Origin of the sequence: Flavobacterium sp. RNTU_13 (genome assembly GCF_046614455.1) — a bacterium.
GTDB lineage: Bacteria > Bacteroidota > Bacteroidia > Flavobacteriales > Flavobacteriaceae > Flavobacterium.
Window position 1 is genome coordinate 64,223 of the sequence record NZ_JBKJHB010000005.1, and the last position, 22,396, is coordinate 86,618.

Below are 22,396 nucleotides of genomic sequence, written 5' to 3' on the forward strand. Positions count from 1 at the left end.
CATCTATATGAATTTTTTACTGAAAAATTGTAATGGGATTGAATAAAATACCGCTATCTTTTTGTTAAAAAACCGTACCCTAACCCTTTTCTATAACGTTATAGTAGTTGTTTTTTGTAAGAAAAAACGTTTAATTTTTTATTCGTCTACTAAAGGCTGGTATATATTGGGATTTTCGCCTTCGCTTTTACTTATAACAAGGGTGGCAATGCCATTACCTATAAAGTTTGTAATAGCACGTGCTTCGCTCATAAATTTATCTACGCCAAGTAAAAATGCCAGTCCCTCTACAGGAATTTTATGTATGGCGGTAAGTGTACTGGCCATAACTACAAAACCACTACCGGTAACCCCTGCCGCGCCTTTACTGGTTATCATGAGCAGGCCAATGATGGTAAGGATTTCTGCGAACGACAAATGCACATCGTACAACTGTGCGAGAAAGATAACAGACATGCTCAGGTAAATAGACGTACCATCGAGGTTAAAAGAATAGCCTGTAGGTACCACAAGGCCCACAACCTCTTTACTGCACCCTGCTTTTTGGAGTTTTTCCATAAGGTTTGGTAACGCTGTTTCAGAAGACGATGTACCCAATATTAAGATGAGCTCTTCCTTTACAAACTTTAAAAACCTGAGTATGCTCATTTTGTAATAGCGCAATATACTGCCTAACACGCCAAATATAAACACCGCCATGGTTACATATACGCATGCCATAAGTTTGGCTAATGGCAGTAGGGTATGCAGCCCAAACTTCCCTATGGTAAATGCCATAGCCCCAAAAGCACCTACGGGCGCAAGGTACATTACCCACTTCAGTACTTTAAAAACCCATTTAGAAGCGGTATACAAATGCGCAATTACCTGTTCGCGACGGTTGTAAAAATTGAGGGCAATACCCGTAATAATGGCTGCTAACAGCACTTGTAGTGTAAGGTTGTCCATAAAAAACGTTACCCAGCTAAATCCAGATGCCTGCGTGGTAAACTTAGTGGCATCCTGCATGGGTAGTGTGCTGCGGTCTATGCTGCCGGGTTGTAACAAATACGCCACACCTATACCTATGATTAGTGCAAACGTGGTTACTACTTCAAAATACAGCAGGGATTTAAGGCCTATTCGGCCCACTTTGCGTAAGTCGCCCATGCCGCTTATGCCCAGTACTATGGTCAGGAAGATTATGGGTCCGATAAAAACTTTTATCAGTTCAATGAAATATTTGCCTACCGGTTCCATTTTAAGCGCCTGCTGCGGTGCAAAGTGCCCCAGGAGAATACCAGCGGTTATGGCAACAAATACCCAAAAGGTAAGGTTAGTAACTACTTTTAGTACCGCTATCTGCGGTTTACTGAAGTTTCCGTTCATAGAAAAGATGTGTTATAGCACGTGCAAGGTACTTATAATTTCATCTTTTGCAAGAGTTCTTTTGCGGCGGCCTTATATGCTGCGCTGTGTGCAGAAAAGTCTTCAGATAGTATGCGTTTTAGCTCAGGGTATACCCACTCAGTATCTTTGCCCAGTATGTAGAGTGCGCGCATAGCGTAGGCCTTGTTGGCTACTTTTCCTGCGGGATTTATAAGCCAGTCAAAACACGCTTCGGTAACAAGTTCTTTTTGTTGTGCCGATAGGGTAGTAGGTTGGGTAGCCCAGCGGTTAGCCAGGAACAAACACACTTTTGAAACCGAACGGATGGCCCCATCGTGAGTGTAATCTTTTAGCCTGGTAGAAAAAGTTTCAAGGTACGCATCCAGCAACGAAATTTGGTTCTCAAAAACCAATTCCATGATCCAGCAGGCCTTGTGGTGGTTTTTGTCCTGCGTATTAAAAGCTACGTCAAGCAAAACCGGCAAGAGGTTTATATCGTTTAAAACCCGCGTAGCCAATCCTTCGCGCGAAGGGCGGTGCGCTGTACTGGCAGAAATGTCGGTTATAAAACGGTTTTCCATATTTTATCGGCTTATCCAAAAATAAAAAAAGCGGGACAAACTGTCCCGCTAAAACTATCTAAATTAATGTGGAAAATTACTGTTTTGCAAACATCCTTGTCGCCTGCCCGTTAGCACTGCTTATTTTAATAAGGTAGCTTCCTGCGGCAAGGTTGTCTATGTTTATGCCGTTAAGGTTACCGTTAAGGCTTCCTGTAGCAAGTTGCTTCCCTGTAACATCATATATAACATAGGCATCTGCTGTAGCGTTGTTGTTTAGTTGAACATTTAGAATGCTGCTTGCAGGGTTAGGGTACAGGGTTATGTTACCTGCAAACGAAGGGTTATTTACGCCTGCTTCACAATCTGTTCTTAGTTCTACCACAATTTCGGGTGTAGTAGATGTGCTCTCTGGGCAAATAGCGGGGGCAGCCGTTACGGTGTATACTCCCGGTTCAGTAAAAGTATAGGTTGTAGCGGTAGCACCTTCTATAGGTTCGCCGTCTTTATACCATTGTACTATGGTGTACGGGCTGCCTACAGTATTTTGTATAGTGCTGCCCGGGCACATCATAAAGTTGCCATTATCCGGATTTACGTATACTTCATCCTCGTTAAAGCTATGCGTAACTAAAAGCCCGGCCCAGTTATGGCTGTCTATTTGTATGGTGTTAGACTCGTATGTTTGTCCGTTTCGGGTTACTACCAGCTTAAATAATGCCTGGTCATAGGTATACCAGTCGTAAGTAAAGCTTGCCGATGTAGCGCCCTCTATAGGAGCAAAATCATCTGACAGGAACCAGTATTTAAAGTACCACTGGTACGTATCATAGGTTTGGTTATTGGTTACCTGCGCAGTACCATTAGTGTTAGGGCAAAGCATTAAATCGCCATCTATAACCGGGGCTACAACTTCAGATGTTGAACAGGCTACTACAGAGCAGGTTAATGTGGTCTGTATGCTATCAGGGCAGCTTTCTGGGGCCGCAACGGCATAATATGTGCCGGGTGTTGTAATAGTATACGATTGTTGAGTGGCACCAGCTATAGGTTCGCCATCTTTGTACCATTGCACGTTTGTGTAAGGTTGGCCCACGGTGTTTACCACAGTGGCTCCATCGCAAAGTACGTAGCTAAGGGTATCGGGGTCAAATGTTACGTTGCCGGTGGTTTCTGTGCTGTAATATATTGGTAAGAACACCATGCTGTCTATAAACAGCTCGTTAGAATATAGCGTTTCGCCGTTTTGGGTAACTTTAGCACGAATGGTAGTAACGCTGTACGTGTAAGCATCGTAAGTAAAGGTGGAGTTAGTAGCACCTTCAATATCTGTAAATTCTGTAGCTCCATATTGCTTAACCTGCCACTGGTAGGTATCATACGGTATAAAGCCCATTACAATGGCTGTTCCGGTACTGTTTGGGCAAAGCATTTCATCGCCCTGTATTACGGCACCTTGTGCAAAAATGTTTGTTACGCTGCAAAGCAACAGTAACACGAGTAATTTTAATTTCATAGCGTCTCGGTTTTTAATAGTTATCTTAAAAAACTTTTTTTGGATAGATACCGTAAAATTAAAAAGGTTGTGTAGCTATTGTTTATTTTTTGTCTGATAAAGCGTGACACCTTGCGTGACATTGTGTGACATTGCTTAAAACGTGTAGCTAACCATCACATTACCATAATAGTTAACCGGCAGCCCCGGATAGTAGTACCGCGGGTTAGTTCCGGTAGCGTTTACCAATACCATGGAAGCGTAATGCGTATTAGTGAGGTTGTTTACGCCAAAGGCTGCCCCCATACTTAGGCCACTTTCGCGGAAATAACTCCAACCGATTTTAGCATTAAGTAAATTGTAGCTGTCTGCAAAAGCGGTGTTGGCATCGTTCATGGGGAGGCTGCCCGTGTAGTAATAATCAGCAGTAAGGTACAGTTTTAGCGGCATGGCAAGCGTAAATCCGGCGTTTACCTTTGTAGATGGTACCCCCGTAAGTTTGTTTCCGCTGTAGTCTGTGCCGTTGTTATTAAACGACATAAAACGGTATCTTCCCACAGATGTTGAGGCATATTGTGTAAGGTAAAATCCTTTTGCGACAGCATGGCTAAACCGCACTGACCATTCCACGCCTTCGTGCAGTGTTTTACCGGCATTTATACCTATGTACTGATCATCGCCTACGCGCTGGGCTACAAGCAGGTCTTTTATTTCCATACGATACACTGCTACATCGGTATACAGGCGGTTGTTTAACAGGTATATTTTACTGCCAACCTCCATATTATATCCGCTTTCGGGTTTAATGTTCGGATTTATGGTACCATCTGCAGTAAGCGTTTCTGATATTGCCGGAAGCGAAAACCCCCGGCTTACCGATGCGTACACCGTAGCGGTCTTAGCGGGTTTGTAAAGCAACGATAGCTGTGGCGCCACAATGCCCTTATAGCTGTGGTTTTCGCTATTGCGGCTTTCGGTAGGGAAGGTGGTGTCTAGGCCGAAAGCTGTTTTATTGTAATTAACACCTGCCTGTGCTTCAAGCTTTTTGGTAAACTCCACACGTAGCTGCGCAAAGGCGTTTATAAAATGACGCTGCTGTTTATCGCCGGTTAGCGGAAGCCCTTGCAGGGTACCGTTACCGTTGTTTTGCTGGTACAGGTTTTCATACGTATGGCCCTTGTAACCATCACGAAAGTATTCTAAACCTGCAATGTAGGTAGTTTTTAAACCGCCCGGTTCCAGTCTCCCGGTAAACTGGGTACGCCCGCCGTAGCCGGTACTGTTTTGGCTCAAAATGTCAAACGGGCGGGGTTCGTAACTATCTTTGTTATTAAAAAATACTGATGTGGCGTTTTTTAACCGGGGTGCCAACTCAAATTCATATGCCAGCCCTGCCATAACGCTGTTGTACTGTTCGTAGCCCTTGCTTGCAGCCCAGGTAGGCGCTGCTGCCTTAGGGTTTTCGTTAAAGCTTTGCTTTGTTACAGAGCTGGGTATATAGGCTTTTAGATAGGTGTAATTGCCAAAATACGTGAGCCTGCTTTTCTCCTTTCGGAAAACATCTCCGGAAAGGGTAACCCCTTCACGGTTATAGCTGCTATTATCGCGCCAGCCGTCGCTTTGCAGTTTGTGGTAGTTAATATTCAGGCTACCTGTGTTGGTGGCGTAACCGTAATTCACAGTGTATTTTAGCAACCCAAACGACCCCGCAGTAACACTCACTTTAGCGGTGTTGCCATTGTTTAGTGTGTATTTCGGGTCGATGAGTATAGCACCGCCAAGCCCCGCGCCGTATATACTGCTGAATGGCCCCTTAATTACCTCTACTTTTTGTATGGCTTCCAGGTCTATGTCTTCTATTGTAGTTTCGCTATCGCCTGTAGTAAGGGGAATATTGCCGTAAAACGCCCTTATTTTGTTGGTTCCATAGGTAGTACGCGCACCAATACCCCTTATGGAAATCCGATTGGTATTCAGTGCGCCGCTCTGCATTTGCACCCCGGGCAGCGTATTTAGTAGCGGAGCTATATCTGTATTGTTATTACGTTGCAGGTTGGTTAACACGCTCACGGCAGCGGGTACGGTTTGCAGGCTGTCGTTTAGGTGGAAACCTGAGATTACAACCTCGTTAAGGTCGGGTATTTTTATTCCTTTTGCATAATCAGTAATGTCATTTTTCTTTTTATCGGAATTTAGTATTGTATCTTTTTGAGCTTTAATGACTGCTAATATAGGAAGTGTTTTTTTTCTAATAGTATCCTGAGCAATCATCATTTGGCTGTAGCCAATGAGCAGCATTAACAATAGAAGTAGTTTTTTTATCATAGGGGAATAGGAACTTTATGTTTACAGCCCGAATATAAGCGTTTAAATTTATACAAGATTTTCCTTTTGTTTTTAACAGCAAGTCAAATTTCAGGCATATAAAAAACCTGCGGATGGTTAACCGCAGGTCTTTAAAGGGATATAATGGGAAATAATGCACAGGGTTACTTTTTGGCACTGATTTGCCAAAGCGTGTTGCCACTGTCGTCGTTTACCAGTAACGAACCATCGGGTAGCAGGGTAACGTCTACCGGGCGGCCGTAAGCGGTGGCTTTACTTTCATCGGCTATAAAGCCCGTAAGGAAATCCTGCGGTGCTCCGGCTGGTTTACCATCTTTAAACGGAATAAACACAACTTTATACCCGCTAAGTATACTGCGGTTCCAGCTGCCGTGCTGGCCTACAAACGCACCGTTACGGTATTTTTCAGGAAATTTATTGTTGTTATAAAACGCTAGCCCTAACGATGCTGTGTGTGCCCCCACGGGTACATCGGGTATAATAGATTTTGCTACAAGTTCAGGCTTTTGGCCTTTAAGGCGCGGGTCCTCAATTTTTCCATAATAAGAATACGGCCAGCCGTAAAACCCACCCTCTTTAACCGATGTTACATAGTCAGGCACCAGGCCGTCGCCCAGTTCATCGCGTTCGTTAACGGCTGTCCACAACTGCTTGGTAACAGGGTTCCAGTCCATACCCACAGGGTTACGTATACCCGATGCAAATACCCTTTCGCCAGAGCCGTCGGGGTTAATTTCAAGGATATTAGCACGGCGGATTTCAGTATCCATTCCATGTTCGCCCACGTTACTGGCAGACCCTACCGATATATAAATCTTAGATCCATCGGCATTGGCTATAAGGTTTCGCGTCCAGTGGTTATTGTAGCCACCTGCGGGCAGGTCTACAATGCGCTTACCCGTGCCTGTAAGTTTAGTATCTCCTGTTTTATATGGGTATTGGTATAAACCGTCGGTATTGGCTATGTAAAACTTATCTTTAAGTATTAGTAACCCGTAAGGCTGGTTTAGCTTTTCGGCAAATATTGTACGGGTTTCATACGTACCGTTTTTATCTGCATCCCTAAATAGTGTAATACGGTCGGCACTCCCGTGCGTGTTACTTTCGGCTACAAAAATATCCCCGTTGGGCGCAACATACGTATTGCGCGGATTTTTAAGGTCGCCCGCAAACTTTGTTACGGTGAAACCTTCCGGAACCTTTGGCAACTGCCCCTCGGGCCAGTCTACAATTTTGCTGTTTTTGGCTACGCTTTCGGTGCTGTACGGCGCGGGCAGGGTAAGTGGCCCTATGGCGGTTTCTACGGTTACGGAGCCTTCGGCTTTAGCCTGTTCTTTTTCTTCGTTGGTTATTTTTTTCTCCTTACATCCTGCGGTAAGGAGTGCTACGGTAGCTAAAAGAGGTAACAATGTGGTTTTCATAGGCAGAAAATGAGTATGCGGAAAATTGTTATATACCGTTAAAATTACATTTCCGTGCGATAAGAGGCTGTTAACTTATTGAAAATTAGTTTTAATTTAACAATTGTAAAAAAAATATAAAATACGCATGCCACTGTATTGGCTGTATTACAATTAGTATATTTGTGGCTTATTAAAACAACACGAACTAAAGTGATACAGCTTCACGATAAAAAATTTGAACCGTTTATTTCGGCAGAAGAAATAAACACACAACTGAAACGACTTGCCGCAGAGGTTGCCGCAGATATGCAGGGAGAAGTACCGGTATTTGTAGGTGTGCTAAACGGAGCTTTTATGGTGGTTTCTGATTTTGTAAAACACTATACCGCCCCGTGTGAGGTAAGTTTTGTAAAAGTAGCATCGTATGAGGGGATGGGCACTACCGGCGAAGTTAAGCAGCTTATAGGGCTTAACCAAAACCTGGAAGGCCGCAGCGTGGTGATTATAGAAGACATTGTAGATACCGGTAACACGGTAGAGGAACTTGTAAAAATGTTTAGCCAGGCGGGTGTAAAGCAACTAAAACTGGCTACGCTTTTCTTTAAGCCTGAGGCTTATAAAAAAGACATTTTGCTTAACTACATAGGCTTTGAAATCCCAAACAAATTTATTGTAGGCTATGGCCTTGACTACGACGGGCTGGGACGCAACCTGCCCGAAGTATACCAGTTGCACCAATAGTATCTTAACCCAAACCCTATAAATTTATAACCATGATTAACATTGTATTATTCGGTAAGCCGGGCGCAGGAAAGGGCACCCAGGCCGATTTTTTGAAAGGAAAGTACAACCTTACGCACATTAGCACAGGAGATGTTTTCCGTTATAATATTAAAAACGAAACAGAACTGGGCAAGCAGGCAAAGGCGTTTATGGATGCCGGCGATCTTGTGCCTGATTCTCTTACCATAAAAATGCTTCAGGATGAGGTAGAAAAGCATACAGGTACTGCAGGCTTTTTGTTTGACGGTTTTCCCCGCACCGTACACCAGGCCGAAGCGCTAGACGCGTTCCTTATCTCTAAAGGTTGGGAAGTAACCGCTACCATAGCCCTTGAGGCCGATGATGAGGTACTTGTACAACGCCTTTTAGAGCGCGGAAAAACCAGTGGCAGGCCAGATGACCAGGACGAGGCACTGATACGTAACCGCTACCAGGAATACAACCATAAAACCGCGCCGCTGGCCGACTTTTATAAGAACCAAAAGAAGTTTTACGAAGTAGACGGAATAGGTTCTATACAGGAAGTTACCGAAAGGCTGAGCCTGGTAATAGATAGTCTTAACTAAACCCATACCTGATTGGAAATAGCCATAATATTATTCCTTATTATCCTTAACGGGGTATTTTCCATGAGCGAGATCGCGCTGATTTCCTCACGGAAAAACCGCCTTGAAACCGCTGCAAAGAAAGGAAACAGCGCCGCACAGACCGCGCTGGACCTGGCCAATGCGCCAAACAAATTCCTGAGTACGGTACAGATAGGTATTACCCTTATAGGCATACTTACCGGTATATACTCGGGTGACAGCGTTACAGATGACGTGCGCGCCTTTGTAGAAGGGTTTGCCGCTCTTAAGCCGTATGCTAATCAGTTATCGGTTGGTATAGTGGTGGTGGTGCTTACGTATTTTTCGTTAGTACTGGGCGAGCTGCTGCCAAAAAGGGTAGGGCTTACCTATCCTGAAAACATAGCAAAGCTGGTTGCTGTGCCTATGAAATACATAAGCATAATTACCGCACCGTTTATATGGTTGCTTACCGTAAGTACCGATGGGCTTATGAAGTTGTTTAACATTCGCCCTACGGCAGATGGAAAAGTAACGGAGGAGGAAATTAAGGCGATTATAAAAGAAGGTACCGAAGGCGGCGAAGTGCAGGAAATAGAGCACGATATTATGGAGCGCGTGTTTCATATAGGCGACCGTAAGGTAAACTCGCTTATGACGCACCGTAAATCTGTAAGCTACCTGAGCCCTGATTTTGATAAGGAAAAGATAAGGGAGGTAATGCTGGAAGAATTGCACAGTATGTACCCCGTATGCGAAAGCAATAACCTGGACGAGGTTATGGGGGTAGTGCTGCTTAAAGATATTTTTGCCAATTACGAAACCCCGGGCTTTAAGCTTACCAATATTATTAAAGAGCCGGTGTATTTAATAGAGCATACATCTGCCTACAAGGCGCTCGAAATTTTTAAAAAGACCAAGGTGCACTATGCACTGGTAACTGATGAGTATGGTGTTTTTCAGGGTGTTATTACCCTTAACGACATACTTGAGGCACTGGTAGGCGATGCGGCTGATTTTTATGAAGACGAGTTTAAGCTGGTAGCCGAGGGCGAAGGAAGCTGGCTGGTAGACGGGCATTATCCGCTGCACGACTTCCTTACGTATTTTGACCTTGATGACCTTATAAACGAATACGAGGTTACTACCGTAAGCGGCCTTATTATGACAGAGTTGAGCTACATCCCAAAAGAGGGCGAAAAGCTTACCTGGAATCTTTTTGAGCTTGAAGTGGTAGCCATGGATGGCGTAAAGATAAATAAGGTAAGGGTGCGCTCTTTAAAAGAGTAGCCTGTAAACAGCAGCTTTTAAATAGATAATTTATATGAAACCATTTTTGCAACGTAGTGTTGTAAAGGTGGTTTTTTTGCAAAAAAAATCCCCACCTGAAAAGGTAGGGGTTAATAGCATTTATCGAGGGGACTCGAAAATGAACCGAACAGAAGGTTCATCAATAAGGTACAAAAATACGTATTAAAAAAATCATAATTAAAAATTGAGTATAGACACGGTATAGACAAAAGCACTAAAACTAGCAGAAATAAGCTTGTTTGCCGTTTAAGGTGTACATACAGCAAGGTTTTGTAGTGTGTTTCTTTTAATTATAATTTAAATGAATAATGCTGTGAGTATCGTGGTATAACAGTACCGTCCAATTATTTTCTTTTGCCTGCTGCTCCCATTTGATACGGTCTTCCATGGCTTTTTTTCCATCATAATCGGTTTTGTAAGCAATATGAAATTTCAGGTAGGCGCGTTGGGGCAGGTTATCTGCTCCGTAAAAAGCCGTTTCATTTCCACCCTTTATCCAAAACACTTGGTGAAAGGGTGAGTGTCCTCCTGTAACTTCGTAGGTAATATGGTTGCCAATATTTCCGCTGTTGTAATGCAAGGGGTGCAGATTAGGTAATTGTGCAAAGGCTTGCAGCACCTCTTGGCTAAACGAATGGCTTTCGGTTTGCGTAAGGCCATAATCAAGTTCGCGCGGCTGATAATATATTTTAGCCTGCGGAAAGTTTTGTATAAACGCTCCCTCCTTAAAATAGCCCAAACCCTCTATATGGTCTTTGTGCAGGTGGCTCAGCAGGATCATATTTATATCAGCAGGGTTGTATCCCGCTTCTTCAATCAGACGTAGCAGGGTAGGCTTGCCGTTTTCTATTGTGCCCAGCCCGGCATCTATAAGTATAAGTTGGTTAGGCAGCACTACCAAAAACGGGCATATCGCCATAGTAAGGTAGCCGCTTTCTCCGGGTTGTAGAGGTGTATTTTTCGGGGTAAATTCTTTTTCTTTACTTACGCGGAACACGCCAAACTGTAAGGGGATTATTTTCATAAAAGTACCATTGTTGTTGCAAATATACATACCATAATGCTGCGGTGTTGTCAAAAAAAGTATAATATAGCCGCACTGTGATTGTACCTGTACTAACCGCTGGTACACGCTTTAAAATTCAATAAAATAGTGTACCTTTGCGCCCTTAAACCTTGAATAGTAAACTTTAAACACGATGACAGAGGGGAATTTTGTAGATTATGTAAAGATATATGTGTCTTCCGGAAAGGGAGGGAAGGGTTCTACACACCTTCACCGTGAGAAGTTTATAGAAAAAGGAGGACCCGATGGTGGCGATGGTGGCCGTGGCGGACACGTATTTCTTGTGGGTAACAAGGGGCTGTGGACGTTGTTTCACCTTAAATTTGCACGCCATATTAAAGCAGGTCACGGAGGCGATGGAGGTAGTTCGCGCAGTACGGGTGCCGATGGCGAGGACAAGTACATAGAAGTGCCGCTGGGTACCGTGGTTAAAGACCAGGAAACAGGAGAAGTTTTGTTTGAAATTACCGAGCATGGTGAGAAAAAAATACTTGCCAAAGGCGGTAAGGGCGGCTTGGGTAACTGGCATTTCAGGACCAGTACCAACCAAACACCGCGTTACTCTCAGCCAGGTATGCCTGCAGAAGAAATTGATGTGCTGCTGGAACTAAAAGTACTTGCCGATGTGGGGCTTGTAGGTTTCCCTAATGCGGGTAAAAGTACCCTGCTTAGTGTGCTTACATCTGCAAAGCCTAAAATAGCCGACTATCCGTTTACTACGCTTAAGCCAAACTTAGGTATTGTAGCGTATCGTGATTTCCAAAGTTTTGTAATTGCCGATATTCCCGGAATTATAGAGGGTGCAGCCGAAGGTAAAGGGCTTGGCCACTACTTCTTGCGCCATATAGAGCGTAATTCTATACTTATTTTTCTTATCCCGGCCGATGCCGATGATATTAAAAAAGAGTATGAAATATTGCTGGACGAATTACGCCGTTACAATCCGGAAATCCTGGATAAGGATCGTGTAATTGTGATTTCTAAATGCGATATGCTCGATGAAGAGCTTACAGCAGAAATGAAATCTAATCTTGATGCTACGTTTAAAGATATTCCATACATGATGATATCGTCTGTAGCGCAGCAGGGACTTACAGAGCTTAAAGATGTGCTTTGGAAAATGCTTAATACCACTGTAGAATAATTAATTTTCACATATATAGTTATACAACCGCCTTATTACAAGGCGGTTTTTTTATGGTTTTTTGTTACATATAGCATAATTTTACACGCTCGAAATATCTGTTTTACAAATATTTCTAATTGAAATAATAACATCTGTTTTTGTGTTTTTAGTATAAATTATATCGTTTTAATGTTAATAAATTTGATTTTAACAACAACTAAAACGTTTTAATTTATGAAAAAACAAATTACCAATTTCGCAATGTCTTTTTGTGTGGTAGCTACCGCACTACTTTCGGGGTGCGAAAATGATGCTGCTACCAGTCAGGAATCACAAGCAGTAAAACAAAGTGCAGGGTCATCAATTACTGCTAAGGGTACCACCACACTTTTTGGCAACGGTGTAAACCTGCAACCTTCTTATTACAATAATGGCAACCCTAATTTTGGGTGGTCTTTAATGAAATCCCAAACCAAAATTAAAACTGTACGTATAGAGGTAGAGCCAGATAAAGTAAGCCAGGCGGTAAGCTGGATATCTCAGGCTAAAAGCAACGGGTTTAATGTAATTGTAACCTACCATAAATCGGCTGTGTTAGGTTCAGACAGCACAGCGGAGTTAACAGCGGCGGCTAACTGGTGGAAAACAAATTACAGCACCCTTGCAGCAGCGGGTTCTTTTACCGTAAACCTTATGAACGAATGGGGTAGCCACAACATTACCTCTAACAACTTTGCTTCGGCTTATAATAGTGCTATAGCTATTGTAAGGCAGGTATACAGCGGCAATATTATTATAGATATACCCGGCTGGGGGCAGGAGGCAAACACCGCTACTAATGCCGTACTGGGTACAAACGGCACCAAGATTACCGATACTAAAATTGTATTATCGGCGCACATATACCCGGGTTCTTACAATCAGGGCGCTAATCGCTACATGAACACATCAGACATAGATATTATGGAAACGGCTAAAGTACCTTGTATGATAGGTGAGTTTGGTAACCAGGGAGGTTCGGGTGCTAACTGGTCGGCTATTGTAGACTATGCGAAAACCAAAAGCTGGACCGTTTTAGGCTGGTGCTGGAACGGTGATGGTGGCAGTATGAATATGGTAACACCATCATGGGCTACTAATCCTACCGCTACATCATTCAGCACGTCATCATATTTTAGCGTGGTGTACGCTAAATTGTAGACCACACGCTGTATTTGTTTACGTTAGTTTGCGAGAAACCTGTATGCCCTAAAGGTATGCAGGTTTCTGTTTTTTTTATTGTATGAACAACTTTTAAAGTAGGTACTGCGAGCTGCGCATCGAAAAAACATTTTACCATATTCGTAAAATAAAGTATCTTCGCAAGGCTTTTTATCGCAAAAATGTAATAAACAGCACAGCGAAATTTAACTTTATCCGAAAACAAATGAAAAAACTCATTCTTTTCCTTACGGCTTTTGTACTGGTTACACCGGTTAGAGCCGATGAGGGTATGTGGTTCCTTATGTTCATAGAGCGTCTTAACCACCGCGATATGCAAAAAATGGGGCTGCAACTTACAGCCGAAGAAATTTACAGCATTAACCACCACAGCCTTAAAGATGCCGTAGTACAATTTAACGGTGGCTGTACGGCAGAACTTATCAGTAAAGATGGCCTTGTGCTTACTAACCACCACTGTGGTTATGACGCCATTGCCGAACTGAGTTCGCCACAGGCTAACTATCTTCACGATGGTTACTGGGCTAAAGACAAGGCGGGCGAATTAAAGCCTAAGAGCCTTTTTGTACGCTTTTTTGTTCGTATGGACGATGTAAGCAAGCGTATACTGGGCAAGGTTAACGATAAAATGACCGAAGCCGAGCGCGAAAAAGCGATTAACCAGGAAATTGCCGCTATTGAAAAAGAAAACTCAGAAGGTGGTAAATACACCGTATCTGTACGTTCATTTTTTCAGGGTAATGAGTACTACTATTTTGTATACCAGGATTATAAAGATGTGCGCTTTGTAGGTACCCCTCCGGAGAGCATTGGTAAATTTGGTGGCGATACGGATAACTGGGAATGGCCGCGCCACACGGGCGACTTCTCTATGTTCCGTATTTATGCCGATAAAGAGGGTAACCCGGCTGACTATTCTGAAAACAACGTACCGCTTCATCCTAAAAAATACCTTAAGATAAGCCTTAAAGGTGTTCAGGAGAATGATTTTGCCATGATATTGGGGTATCCGGGCCGTACTAACCGCTGGATGCCAAGTGGCGGTATAGAGCAAAACGTAAAGTTTGCCTACCCGGCATGGGTAGAAGCCAGCAAACTGGGCATGGACCGCATGAAGGTGTATATGGATAAGGATACCAAAGTACGCCTTGATTATGCCAGTAAATACGCTCAGGTGGCTAACTACTGGAAAAATCGCCAGGGTATGATAGATGCGCTTACAAAGCACAAAACCGCCGCTACAAAAGCTGCCGGCGAGGCAAAATTTGACAAGTGGGCAAACAGCACCCCTAAGAACAAAGAAAAATATGGTACGGTAGTAACCACACTTAAAAACTACTACGCCAAAACTAACGAAAAGGCACGCCACGATAACTACCTTACCGGGCTGTTCCGCACCAGTAACATGGCCATGCTGCCGACCAGGATGAACAAAACGCTATCGGCTTTTGCCAAAGCAGATGCTGCAAAGCGCGCTGAAATGCAACCGGAGCTTGAAAAAGCAATAGCAGAAACGTATGAAAAACTATACATACCTCTTGAAAAAGATGTACTTGCAGCTGAGCTTAACCTTTATGTAACCAAATCTGCCGGGTACGCTGTAGCACCTAAGGCAGCAGATGTAGTTAAAGCAGACAGCAAAGCGTGGATAGAAAAGGCATTTGCGTCGAGTATTTTTGGTAGCAAGGAAAGCCTTATGGCATGGCTAAAAAATCCTTCGGCAGAGGCGTTGCAAAACGACCCGCTTACGGTACTTTCTTTAGACCTGTCTACGCATTTTAATAACAAGTCTGAGGAGTTACAAAAACTTACCGATGATTATAGCAGGGCATTCCGCTTGCTGGTAGAGGGGCTTCGCGAAAGCAACCCTAAAACCAAGTACTACCCGGATGCAAACAGCACCATGCGCCTTACTTACGGTAAAGTACGCAGCCTGCCTGCCGATAAGCGTAACGACGCGGCTAAAAACTACTACACTACACTACAGGGTGTGGTAAACAAATACAAGCCAAACGATGAGGAATTCGACCTGCCGAAACGCCTTATTGAAATGAATAAAACCAAAGATTTTGGCCGCTACGCAGACAAAGCAGGCTATATGCCGGTTAACTTCCTTACCGATAACGACATTACAGGTGGTAACTCGGGTTCGCCGGTAATGAACGGTAAAGGTGAGCTCATAGGCCTGGCGTTTGACGGTAATATAGAGGCTATGGCTGGCGACGTTATTTTTGACCACCAGCTACAGCGCACCATAAACGTAGACATTCGCTACGTGCTATGGGTTATAGACAAGTTTGCCGGTGCCAAGCACATTGTAGATGAAATGACTATTGTGAAGTAAGTTTTACACTTTAAAATAATAGCGTTTAGATAATAAGAACCGCCCTGAGAGGGGCGGTTTTTTTGTATCAGTATTTGGATTATTCGGTATAATGTCTATATTTGCTAAATAATGTAAAAAAATCAACTAACAATGAAAAAAATCTTACAAATCGCTTTAGCGGCTTCTTTTCTATTTGTGTCATGTAAAAAAGAGCCAGGCTCGGTTTCTGGTAATGTTTACTATAAGTTTAACGATTACGTAGGTAACAAGCCGGATGCAGGTGCTACAATTAAAGTGTTTAACCTGGACAAAGGTGCTGAACCAGCGGTTTACGAAGGCTCAGCAGATGTTCAGGGTAATTACAAAGTTTCAGGAATTAATCCTGCAGACTATCTGCTTGTAGTTAAGTCTAAAACCACTACTGCATTAACAGGTGACATTTTACAGCAATTACTAAAAAATGCTGAGGGTGTAAAAGCTGTTTTTGGTGTAGATATGATGACTTTTAAGAGCGACATTGATATGTTGTCTGCACTTAACTTTACTAATGACGGATTAATAGCGGGTATGGATACTAGTAACTATACCGAGAACGAGGTTAAAATCAACGAAAATAAAGCCAAGATTAAAAAAATCGTGGACAGTCTGTTAGCTAAGTTCCCGAAAGATTTTGTAAAAGCATTTGATCTTTATGGTGCTTTTGGTCCTAAAATCGAGGTTAAGACCATAAAAGTGGAAGAAACTAAAGATGTAAATAACAACACTGATTTTGGGGTTACTTATAGTTAATCGTATATCAAAGTACTTAAAAACCGCCCTGAGAGGGGCGGTTTTTTTTGTGGTTGTAATAGTATATTTTAATACCTACAAGGTCTTTAAGATCTTGCAGGATTTGAGTGCATCTCACCTGCAAGGTTTTTTTTAACCTTGTAGGTGTTTGTTTTGTGGTGGTATAGATACTCTTTACGTATAAAGTTCCATCCTGATTTCCACTAACAATTTTTCCGCGTGTTTTACATCGGGTTTTTCCTGTAGTTTCGTAGTCTTTGTTACTTGTTCAATGGTTTCAAGAAGTTTTTCAGCCCGTTCAAGCAGTTCATCGTATTGTAGTTGGCCTGCTTTAATAGCAAGAAGTTCATTCCGGTTTGAAACACGTATGTTTAACGAACCCTCACTTAAAATTTGCAATGCCGACTGTAACAACCTTACGGTATGCATCATGTTTTTGGAATCGTACTGCTTACCATGTTCCATATTGGTGTTGTAACGGTTGTTGTTCCGTTTCTCTACCCAGTCCCAATATTCGCGATATTCTTTGCAATAATTAGAATACCCATCCTTATTAAAATACATATAGGCGCTTTCGGTTTCTCCATTGGGAACAGACGATAACGACACTTCGTTTGAATCTTCACTTTTTATAATGCCTTTATAGCATAATGAACCATTGTTGTCTGTAAACAAGGCATACACATCCTTAGAGTGTGGTATGTTTACCAGCCCGCAGTTTTCCTGGGCAAGGTTATTTTCGGCGAGCCATTTCTTTAACGTTATTGTATTATAACCCTTAAGTATGTAGCAAAAATCAAGGGGTGATTTCCGTTCTTTTGGCAGCGGATTTACAATCTTCTTTTTCAGTCCCCGTGCTTTTTTTATTTGGGTTGCGGCATATCCGGCAAACGTGTCTTTACAAAGTTTTGACAAAAAATCAGAAATCAAAACACGCTCCATAACCGGGTGTTTGTATAGGATACAATCGGCAGGGGAAGCAAGCAGTTCCAGTATATTTGGATTGTTTTTGGTTAACAACTCTATGTAGCGGCCTATTTCATAATATGCTACATCATTCGTTTCGTTGCTAATTTGCGGTATGTATTCCATACCGTAAAAGAGCGCTTTCGGCATATAAAAAACGCCTTTGATATCGGTGTCCGATTCGGGCGTTTCTAACCCAAACGATTTGCTGCCCGCAATGGCTTCAAATAATATAAGGTTGTTATCTTTTAAATCCTGTATGGTCATCAGCGTTTTATTTCTTCCCTGAAAAATGCTTCGAGTTCAGCATTAATTTTCTTTCCTGTCCCCAGTTTTTGGGCGTGTTCCTGATTGTATACTACGGTTTGTTGCAGGTAAGTCGTTATCAGCTCCTCACGTGGGTGAAAATAGGTTTCCTCCTGTCCCGCCTTTATTTCTAAAAGTTCGGTAATAGTTTCCTGTACATTTACCGGAGCAAGCGGCAATAATTCTGCAAAAGCCACAGGGGGTATACTATTGTTGTCTATAATCCATTTCCCGGCAAGGGCACAGCGTAAGGCATAAAAATAACTTTTCAGTTTTACCCGTTCGGCCTCGCATACTTCCATAAAGTTTTTGGTGGTTCCCAGGTAATGGTGTAATGTAGCAATGGGCGAAAAGCAGTCTTTGGCAAACACCTGCATTTGTGCCAGGAAAGCATCGTTGCTACGGTACGTAACCGGAGGGAAAAGCCACTCTATAAGTGGTGCATTAGATTTAGCCAATAGTTTTAAGGCTTTTGCCAAATCCCAACCCGAACCATCGAGGTCTTCAGCAGTCATAAATTCTATTACATCTGGTTTTTCCCAAAGTGTAAGGTATTCATCTGCCGGTTTTTTGTAAATAAAGCGGATGTCATAATCGCTGTCAGGCGATGCAAAGCCCCAGGCACGGCTACCTGACTCCACAGCGTGAAGTACGGTTATATTGTGTTGTTTTTCTGTTTCGGCAAGTTTAGAAAGTATGGCTTGTTGCATTTTATTAAAGATGAAATTTCTTAGGTCGGTTATTTTCCCTCCAAATTTACATTTTTAAAATCTCTCGGTTATATGTAGTTGAACTTTTTATACCTACAAGGTCTTTAAGACCTTGCAGGATTTAAGGGCACCACACCTGCAAGGTTTTTTTAACCTTGTAGGTGTTTTTGTTTGTGGTGGTATAAGATGCTTTTTACGTATAAAGTTCCAATGGTTTGTTGCATAATAGTTTAATCGTATAACATGATAAATTTAAGAGAGTTCAGGAGCGCTTTATATTGTTGTTTCATATCTCTTTCAATACAACGAATGTCTTTATAATGTTGACATTTTTCGAAATATAAAATATCTAGTACTGTGCTTTTGTTGAAATCTATATCTGTTTTGTATCCGGAAACGCATAATGCTTTAGTATTGTTTATAAATTCAATGATTCTGGATTTTTTTATATTTAACGAACTGCAACTTCCAAAATGGACAATTTTATTTGTTAACTTCCCATAGCATTTTTCCTCAATATAGTCTAATGTGATTTCATCTTTTCCTAAACTTATCCCATTAGGATTTCCATGAAAAGCAAAATATAATATAGAATATTCATTATACTTATCATATTGATCTATGTAATATTCAAATTCATCCTTTGTTGCACAATGTCTATGAATATTTTCAATATTAAAGCAATCAGTTAGGTAGGTGAGAGTAGGTTTTATACTTTTCTTATTTCTTAAATCGTCTTCCCAGTTGCCTTCTAGGCAAAAGATATGTTTTTCATATTCTTTAGCTATTTTCATTGTGGTGCTTGGTTATTAGTCATTCCCAAATTTACATTTTTAAAATCTATTCGTTACATTTGGGCGTAATATTACAATACGAAACTTCCCATAAAAATGCGTACACATTTTATCGCTATAGGGGGCGCCGCCATGCACAATTTGGCACTTGCCCTGCACCACAAAGGCTATCAGGTAACCGGCAGCGACGATGCCATTTTTGAACCCAGCCGTACCCGCCTGGAAAAAGCCGGCTTACTGCCCGCCGAACTGGGTTGGTTTCCGGAGCGTATTACGGCCGATATAGAAGCCATAATCCTGGGCATGCACGCCAAAGCCGATAACCCTGAGCTTTTAAAAGCGCAGGAGTTGGGCCTTAAAATATACAGTTACCCCGAGTTTTTATACGAACAGAGTAAAGACAAAACCCGCGTAGTTATAGGCGGTAGCCACGGTAAAACCACCATTACCAGTATGATACTTCACGTAATGCACTACCACAACATAGAAGTAGATTACATGGTGGGAGCACAGCTGGAAGGTTTTGATACCATGGTACACCTTACATCAGATAACGACTTTATTGTTCTTGAAGGCGATGAGTACCTTTCCTCTCCTATGGACCGCAGGCCGAAATTCCACCTGTACCAGCCCAATATTGCCCTGATTAGCGGCATTGCTTGGGATCACATAAACGTGTTCCCTACGTTTGATAACTACGTAGAACAGTTTGAAATCTTCATCCAAAAGATAACCAACGGTGGTATTTTAGTATACAACGAAAATGACCCTGAGGTAAAACGTATATCTGAAGCAGCTACTAATCCTATTCGCCGTATTCCGTACAGCACGCCGGAATACACGGTTGAAAACGGCGTTACACTGCTATCCACACCCGAAGGCCCTATGCCCATAGAGGTGTTTGGTGCACATAACCTGAACAACCTTGCCGGCGCCAAATGGATTTGCCAGTGCATGGGTGTAGACGAAGCAGACTTCTACGAGGCCATAGCTACCTTTAAAGGTGCCAGCAAACGCCTTGAAAAAATTGCCGAAAATGGTAAAAATGTTGCTTATAAAGATTTTGCGCATTCGCCAAGCAAGGTGTCCGCTACTACAAAGGCGGTTAAGGAGCAGTACCCTGACCGTACGCTGATTGCCTGCCTGGAGCTTCACACGTACAGCAGCCTTAACGCGGAGTTTCTTAAGGAGTACCGCGGCGCGCTTGATGCAGCCGATGTGGCAGTGGTGTTTTACAGCCCGGATGCGGTAAAAATCAAGCAGCTTGAGGAAGTTACCTACGAGCAGATAGCTACGGCATTTAACCGCGAAGACCTTATTATATATACTAATCCGGCGGCGTTTAAGCAGTATCTGTACGAACTGAAATATGATACTAACGGCGCTGCCCTGCTCCTTATGAGTAGTGGTAATTACGGCGGGCTAAACTTTGAGGAAGTTAAAAACCTTATATAACGGTACACTAAAGTTTGAAGAAATTTATTGCCCGTATTTTCGGGAAAAAGGAAGAAGCGCCCATAAAGACCAATGCTGAGTTTTGGGCTTGGTTTAAAAAGCATCATAAGGCATTTTACAAAACCGTGGCTAAGGGCGAGAATGTGGAGGAAGCATTTTTTACCCAACTTGGCCCCAAGCTGGACAGCCTGAGGCCGGGCTATTGGTTTTTATGCGGTATGTACGATGAACATACGGCAGAGCTTATTATTACCGCCGACAGTTTTGTAAAAAACATAGTGTTTGCCGAGGAACTAGTGGCTGCTGCCCCGGCCCTTAAAGGATGGCGTTTTACGGCGCTTAAGCCCCCGCACGATGTGGAAAACTGCCGCGTGTCTATGGATGGGTATAAGTTTAACCGCGAAACGCTGAGGTTTTACCCCATAGAAGACCCGCTTTGCCCCGATGAGATTAATATTGTTATAGTACACGATGATTACACGGCAGATAATGCCGATGACATTATCCGTGGGGCATACATATTCCTGGAGCATTATTTGGGCGAACTGAACAGCATTACCAGCATAGATAGCCTGGATTTTAAAGCCCCTGCCGATGTAAAAGAGGAACTTATAGATATAGAACGCCTTAAAAGCTACCTGGTGTGGCGGGAAAAAGAGTTCGTAGAGAAGTACGAAGGGCAGTTTCCTGATGGGGTGGAAGATGGCGTGTCTGTAATGCAGGCCGACCTGGGTGAAGGTGAAATAGCCATTGCTACCGTAAATACCCACTTGCTGGAATGGGAGGGCAAAGTGGCCTACCCGTGGTTCCTGCGGGTTACTGTAGCATACGACCCTGCGGGTAATATGCCCGATGAACGTACTAACGATATACTAAACGCGTTTGAAGACCACCTTATAGAACGGCTTAAGGCTACAGATGGCTGCCTGTGGCTGGCACATGAAACCTGCAGGGGTACACGCGACATTTATTTTGCGTGCCGCGAATTCCGCAAGCCTTCAAAAATTATGTGGCTGATAGAGCAGGAATTTCCGTATGCGTATGATTTTGCCTTCGATATTTTTAAAGACAAATACTGGCGTACCTTGCAGCACTTTATGCCATAAGGCTACTTTTTATAGGCTTTTACGCCGGCTTCTATTTTGGTTTCCAGGTAATTGTCACGCGGCGGTATGGGGCAGCTGTAGTCGTGGTTATAGGCGCAGTACGGGTTATACGCACGGTTAAAGTCTATTTGCAGGGTGTTTCCGGTGGGGAACTTCAGGTCGATGTAACGGCCTCCTGCATAGGTGGTTTCGCCATTGGTATCGTCTGTAAACGGAAGAAAGAGGTAGTCTTTGTATTCCTCTTTTTGCATCAGGCTAAGGCTTTGGTATACATTCAGCTTATAGGGTTTTCCATCTATGGTAAAGTGCGCTTCGCCATATTTAATGTATTGCGATTTACGCCCATCGGTAGTGGCCATGTAGAACGGTTTTTCGTTTGGGGTGCGTGTTACGGTAGCGGTAACGCAGTACTTAAGGTTAATGGTAAAGAAATCTAACGATTTAAATTTCTTAAGGTCTTTTTTGGGTAGCGGTGAAGTCTTTGGGTTAGCATATTCTTCGTTGAGCTTTTTTTGTACTTCCTTGGTAGCCGCGTCACTGCATTGTTGTGCGTAGGTAAATCCGGTAACGATAAAAAATGCAGCCAAAAGCAGGTTCTTCATACATTGTGTTTTGGTAAAAATACAGTTTTTTTAGCCGCTGCAATACTTCTGCTAAAAAATAGGTTATTTAACACTACTTGTGGTGTGGTATTTGTGC

At 42.8% G+C, this 22,396-nt stretch carries 19 protein-coding genes; 9 read left to right on the plus strand and 10 right to left on the minus strand.

Translation table 11 applies throughout. From position 1 onward, the window contains the following. Positions 1–138: 138 nt before the first annotated feature. From ACLI08_RS12360 to ACLI08_RS12380, 5 genes are all read right to left on the minus strand, one after another. On the minus strand, positions 139–1,368 hold the full coding sequence (locus ACLI08_RS12360) for a cation:dicarboxylate symporter family transporter (protein WP_411428804.1): 1,230 nt from the start codon (positions 1,366–1,368) through the stop codon (positions 139–141). A 32-nt stretch (positions 1,369–1,400) separates the two neighbouring features. After that, positions 1,401–1,949 carry a hypothetical protein gene (locus ACLI08_RS12365; RefSeq protein ID WP_411428805.1) on the minus strand — a complete coding sequence of 183 codons (549 nt, stop codon included), beginning with the start codon at positions 1,947–1,949 and terminating at the stop codon, positions 1,401–1,403. 76 nt (positions 1,950–2,025) lie between these two features. Continuing rightward, positions 2,026–3,444 carry a T9SS type A sorting domain-containing protein gene (locus tag ACLI08_RS12370; RefSeq protein ID WP_411428806.1) on the minus strand — a complete coding sequence of 473 codons (1,419 nt, stop codon included), beginning with the start codon at positions 3,442–3,444 and terminating at the stop codon, positions 2,026–2,028. A 135-nt stretch (positions 3,445–3,579) separates the two neighbouring features. After that, on the minus strand, positions 3,580–5,748 hold the full coding sequence (locus tag ACLI08_RS12375; RefSeq protein WP_411428807.1) for a TonB-dependent receptor: 2,169 nt from the start codon (positions 5,746–5,748) through the stop codon (positions 3,580–3,582). A 164-nt stretch (positions 5,749–5,912) separates the two neighbouring features. Further along, positions 5,913–7,190, minus strand: coding sequence for a PQQ-dependent sugar dehydrogenase (locus ACLI08_RS12380; RefSeq protein WP_411428808.1), 1,278 nt, complete (start codon positions 7,188–7,190; stop codon positions 5,913–5,915). 192 nt (positions 7,191–7,382) lie between these two features. Between ACLI08_RS12380 and hpt the strand changes: the two genes are divergently transcribed. Genes hpt through ACLI08_RS12395 form a run of 3 tightly spaced genes read left to right on the plus strand, consistent with a single transcriptional unit; the run spans position 7,383 to position 9,811 of the window. Further along, entirely contained in the window at positions 7,383–7,913 is a 531-nt protein-coding gene (gene hpt, locus ACLI08_RS12385) for a hypoxanthine phosphoribosyltransferase (RefSeq protein WP_411428809.1), read from the plus strand. Between the two features lie 32 nt (positions 7,914–7,945). Then, on the plus strand, positions 7,946–8,521 hold the full coding sequence (locus ACLI08_RS12390) for an adenylate kinase (RefSeq protein WP_411428810.1): 576 nt from the start codon (positions 7,946–7,948) through the stop codon (positions 8,519–8,521). 12 nt (positions 8,522–8,533) lie between these two features. Next, a complete protein-coding gene (locus tag ACLI08_RS12395) occupies positions 8,534–9,811 on the plus strand; it encodes a hemolysin family protein (protein WP_411428811.1) in 1,278 nt (425 codons plus the stop codon). Between the two features lie 307 nt (positions 9,812–10,118). Here the strand turns inward: ACLI08_RS12395 and ACLI08_RS12400 are convergent, their stop codons facing one another. Continuing rightward, complete coding sequence (locus tag ACLI08_RS12400; protein ID WP_411428812.1) at positions 10,119–10,856, minus strand: MBL fold metallo-hydrolase; 738 nt, start codon at positions 10,854–10,856, stop codon at positions 10,119–10,121. A 175-nt stretch (positions 10,857–11,031) separates the two neighbouring features. Between ACLI08_RS12400 and obgE the strand changes: the two genes are divergently transcribed. The 4 genes from obgE to ACLI08_RS12420 all read left to right on the plus strand — a co-directional run bounded on the left by obgE (position 11,032) and on the right by ACLI08_RS12420 (position 16,360). Next, a complete protein-coding gene (gene obgE / locus ACLI08_RS12405; protein WP_411428813.1) occupies positions 11,032–12,042 on the plus strand; it encodes a GTPase ObgE in 1,011 nt (336 codons plus the stop codon). A 216-nt stretch (positions 12,043–12,258) separates the two neighbouring features. Then, complete coding sequence (locus tag ACLI08_RS12410; RefSeq protein ID WP_411428814.1) at positions 12,259–13,224, plus strand: glycoside hydrolase; 966 nt, start codon at positions 12,259–12,261, stop codon at positions 13,222–13,224. Between the two features lie 226 nt (positions 13,225–13,450). Continuing rightward, entirely contained in the window at positions 13,451–15,589 is a 2,139-nt protein-coding gene (locus ACLI08_RS12415) for a S46 family peptidase (protein WP_411428815.1), read from the plus strand. Between the two features lie 132 nt (positions 15,590–15,721). Then, positions 15,722–16,360: a hypothetical protein gene (locus tag ACLI08_RS12420; RefSeq protein WP_411428816.1), complete on the plus strand. Its 639-nt coding sequence runs from the start codon at positions 15,722–15,724 to the stop codon at positions 16,358–16,360. A 174-nt stretch (positions 16,361–16,534) separates the two neighbouring features. Here the strand turns inward: ACLI08_RS12420 and ACLI08_RS12425 are convergent, their stop codons facing one another. From ACLI08_RS12425 to ACLI08_RS12435, 3 genes are all read right to left on the minus strand, one after another. After that, positions 16,535–17,593, minus strand: coding sequence for a DNA polymerase beta superfamily protein (locus ACLI08_RS12425; RefSeq protein ID WP_411428817.1), 1,059 nt, complete (start codon positions 17,591–17,593; stop codon positions 16,535–16,537). Beyond that, positions 17,593–18,342: a DNA polymerase beta superfamily protein gene (locus tag ACLI08_RS12430; RefSeq protein ID WP_411428818.1), complete on the minus strand. Its 750-nt coding sequence runs from the start codon at positions 18,340–18,342 to the stop codon at positions 17,593–17,595. The genes ACLI08_RS12425 and ACLI08_RS12430 overlap by 1 nt, the downstream gene beginning before the upstream one ends. A 230-nt stretch (positions 18,343–18,572) precedes the next feature. Beyond that, complete coding sequence (locus tag ACLI08_RS12435; RefSeq protein ID WP_411428819.1) at positions 18,573–19,136, minus strand: DUF6642 family protein; 564 nt, start codon at positions 19,134–19,136, stop codon at positions 18,573–18,575. Positions 19,137–19,232: 96 nt separating this feature from the next. Between ACLI08_RS12435 and ACLI08_RS12440 the strand changes: the two genes are divergently transcribed. After that, entirely contained in the window at positions 19,233–20,591 is a 1,359-nt protein-coding gene (locus tag ACLI08_RS12440) for a UDP-N-acetylmuramate--L-alanine ligase (protein WP_411428820.1), read from the plus strand. Positions 20,592–20,605: 14 nt separating this feature from the next. Beyond that, positions 20,606–21,697 (plus strand): DUF695 domain-containing protein, encoded by a 1,092-nt coding sequence (locus ACLI08_RS12445; RefSeq protein ID WP_411428821.1) that lies wholly within the window; start codon positions 20,606–20,608, stop codon positions 21,695–21,697. 2 nt (positions 21,698–21,699) lie between these two features. Here ACLI08_RS12445 and ACLI08_RS12450 read toward each other — a convergent pair whose 3' ends face one another. Then, a complete protein-coding gene (locus ACLI08_RS12450; RefSeq protein WP_411428822.1) occupies positions 21,700–22,299 on the minus strand; it encodes a DUF1684 domain-containing protein in 600 nt (199 codons plus the stop codon). Positions 22,300–22,396 lie beyond the last annotated feature (97 nt).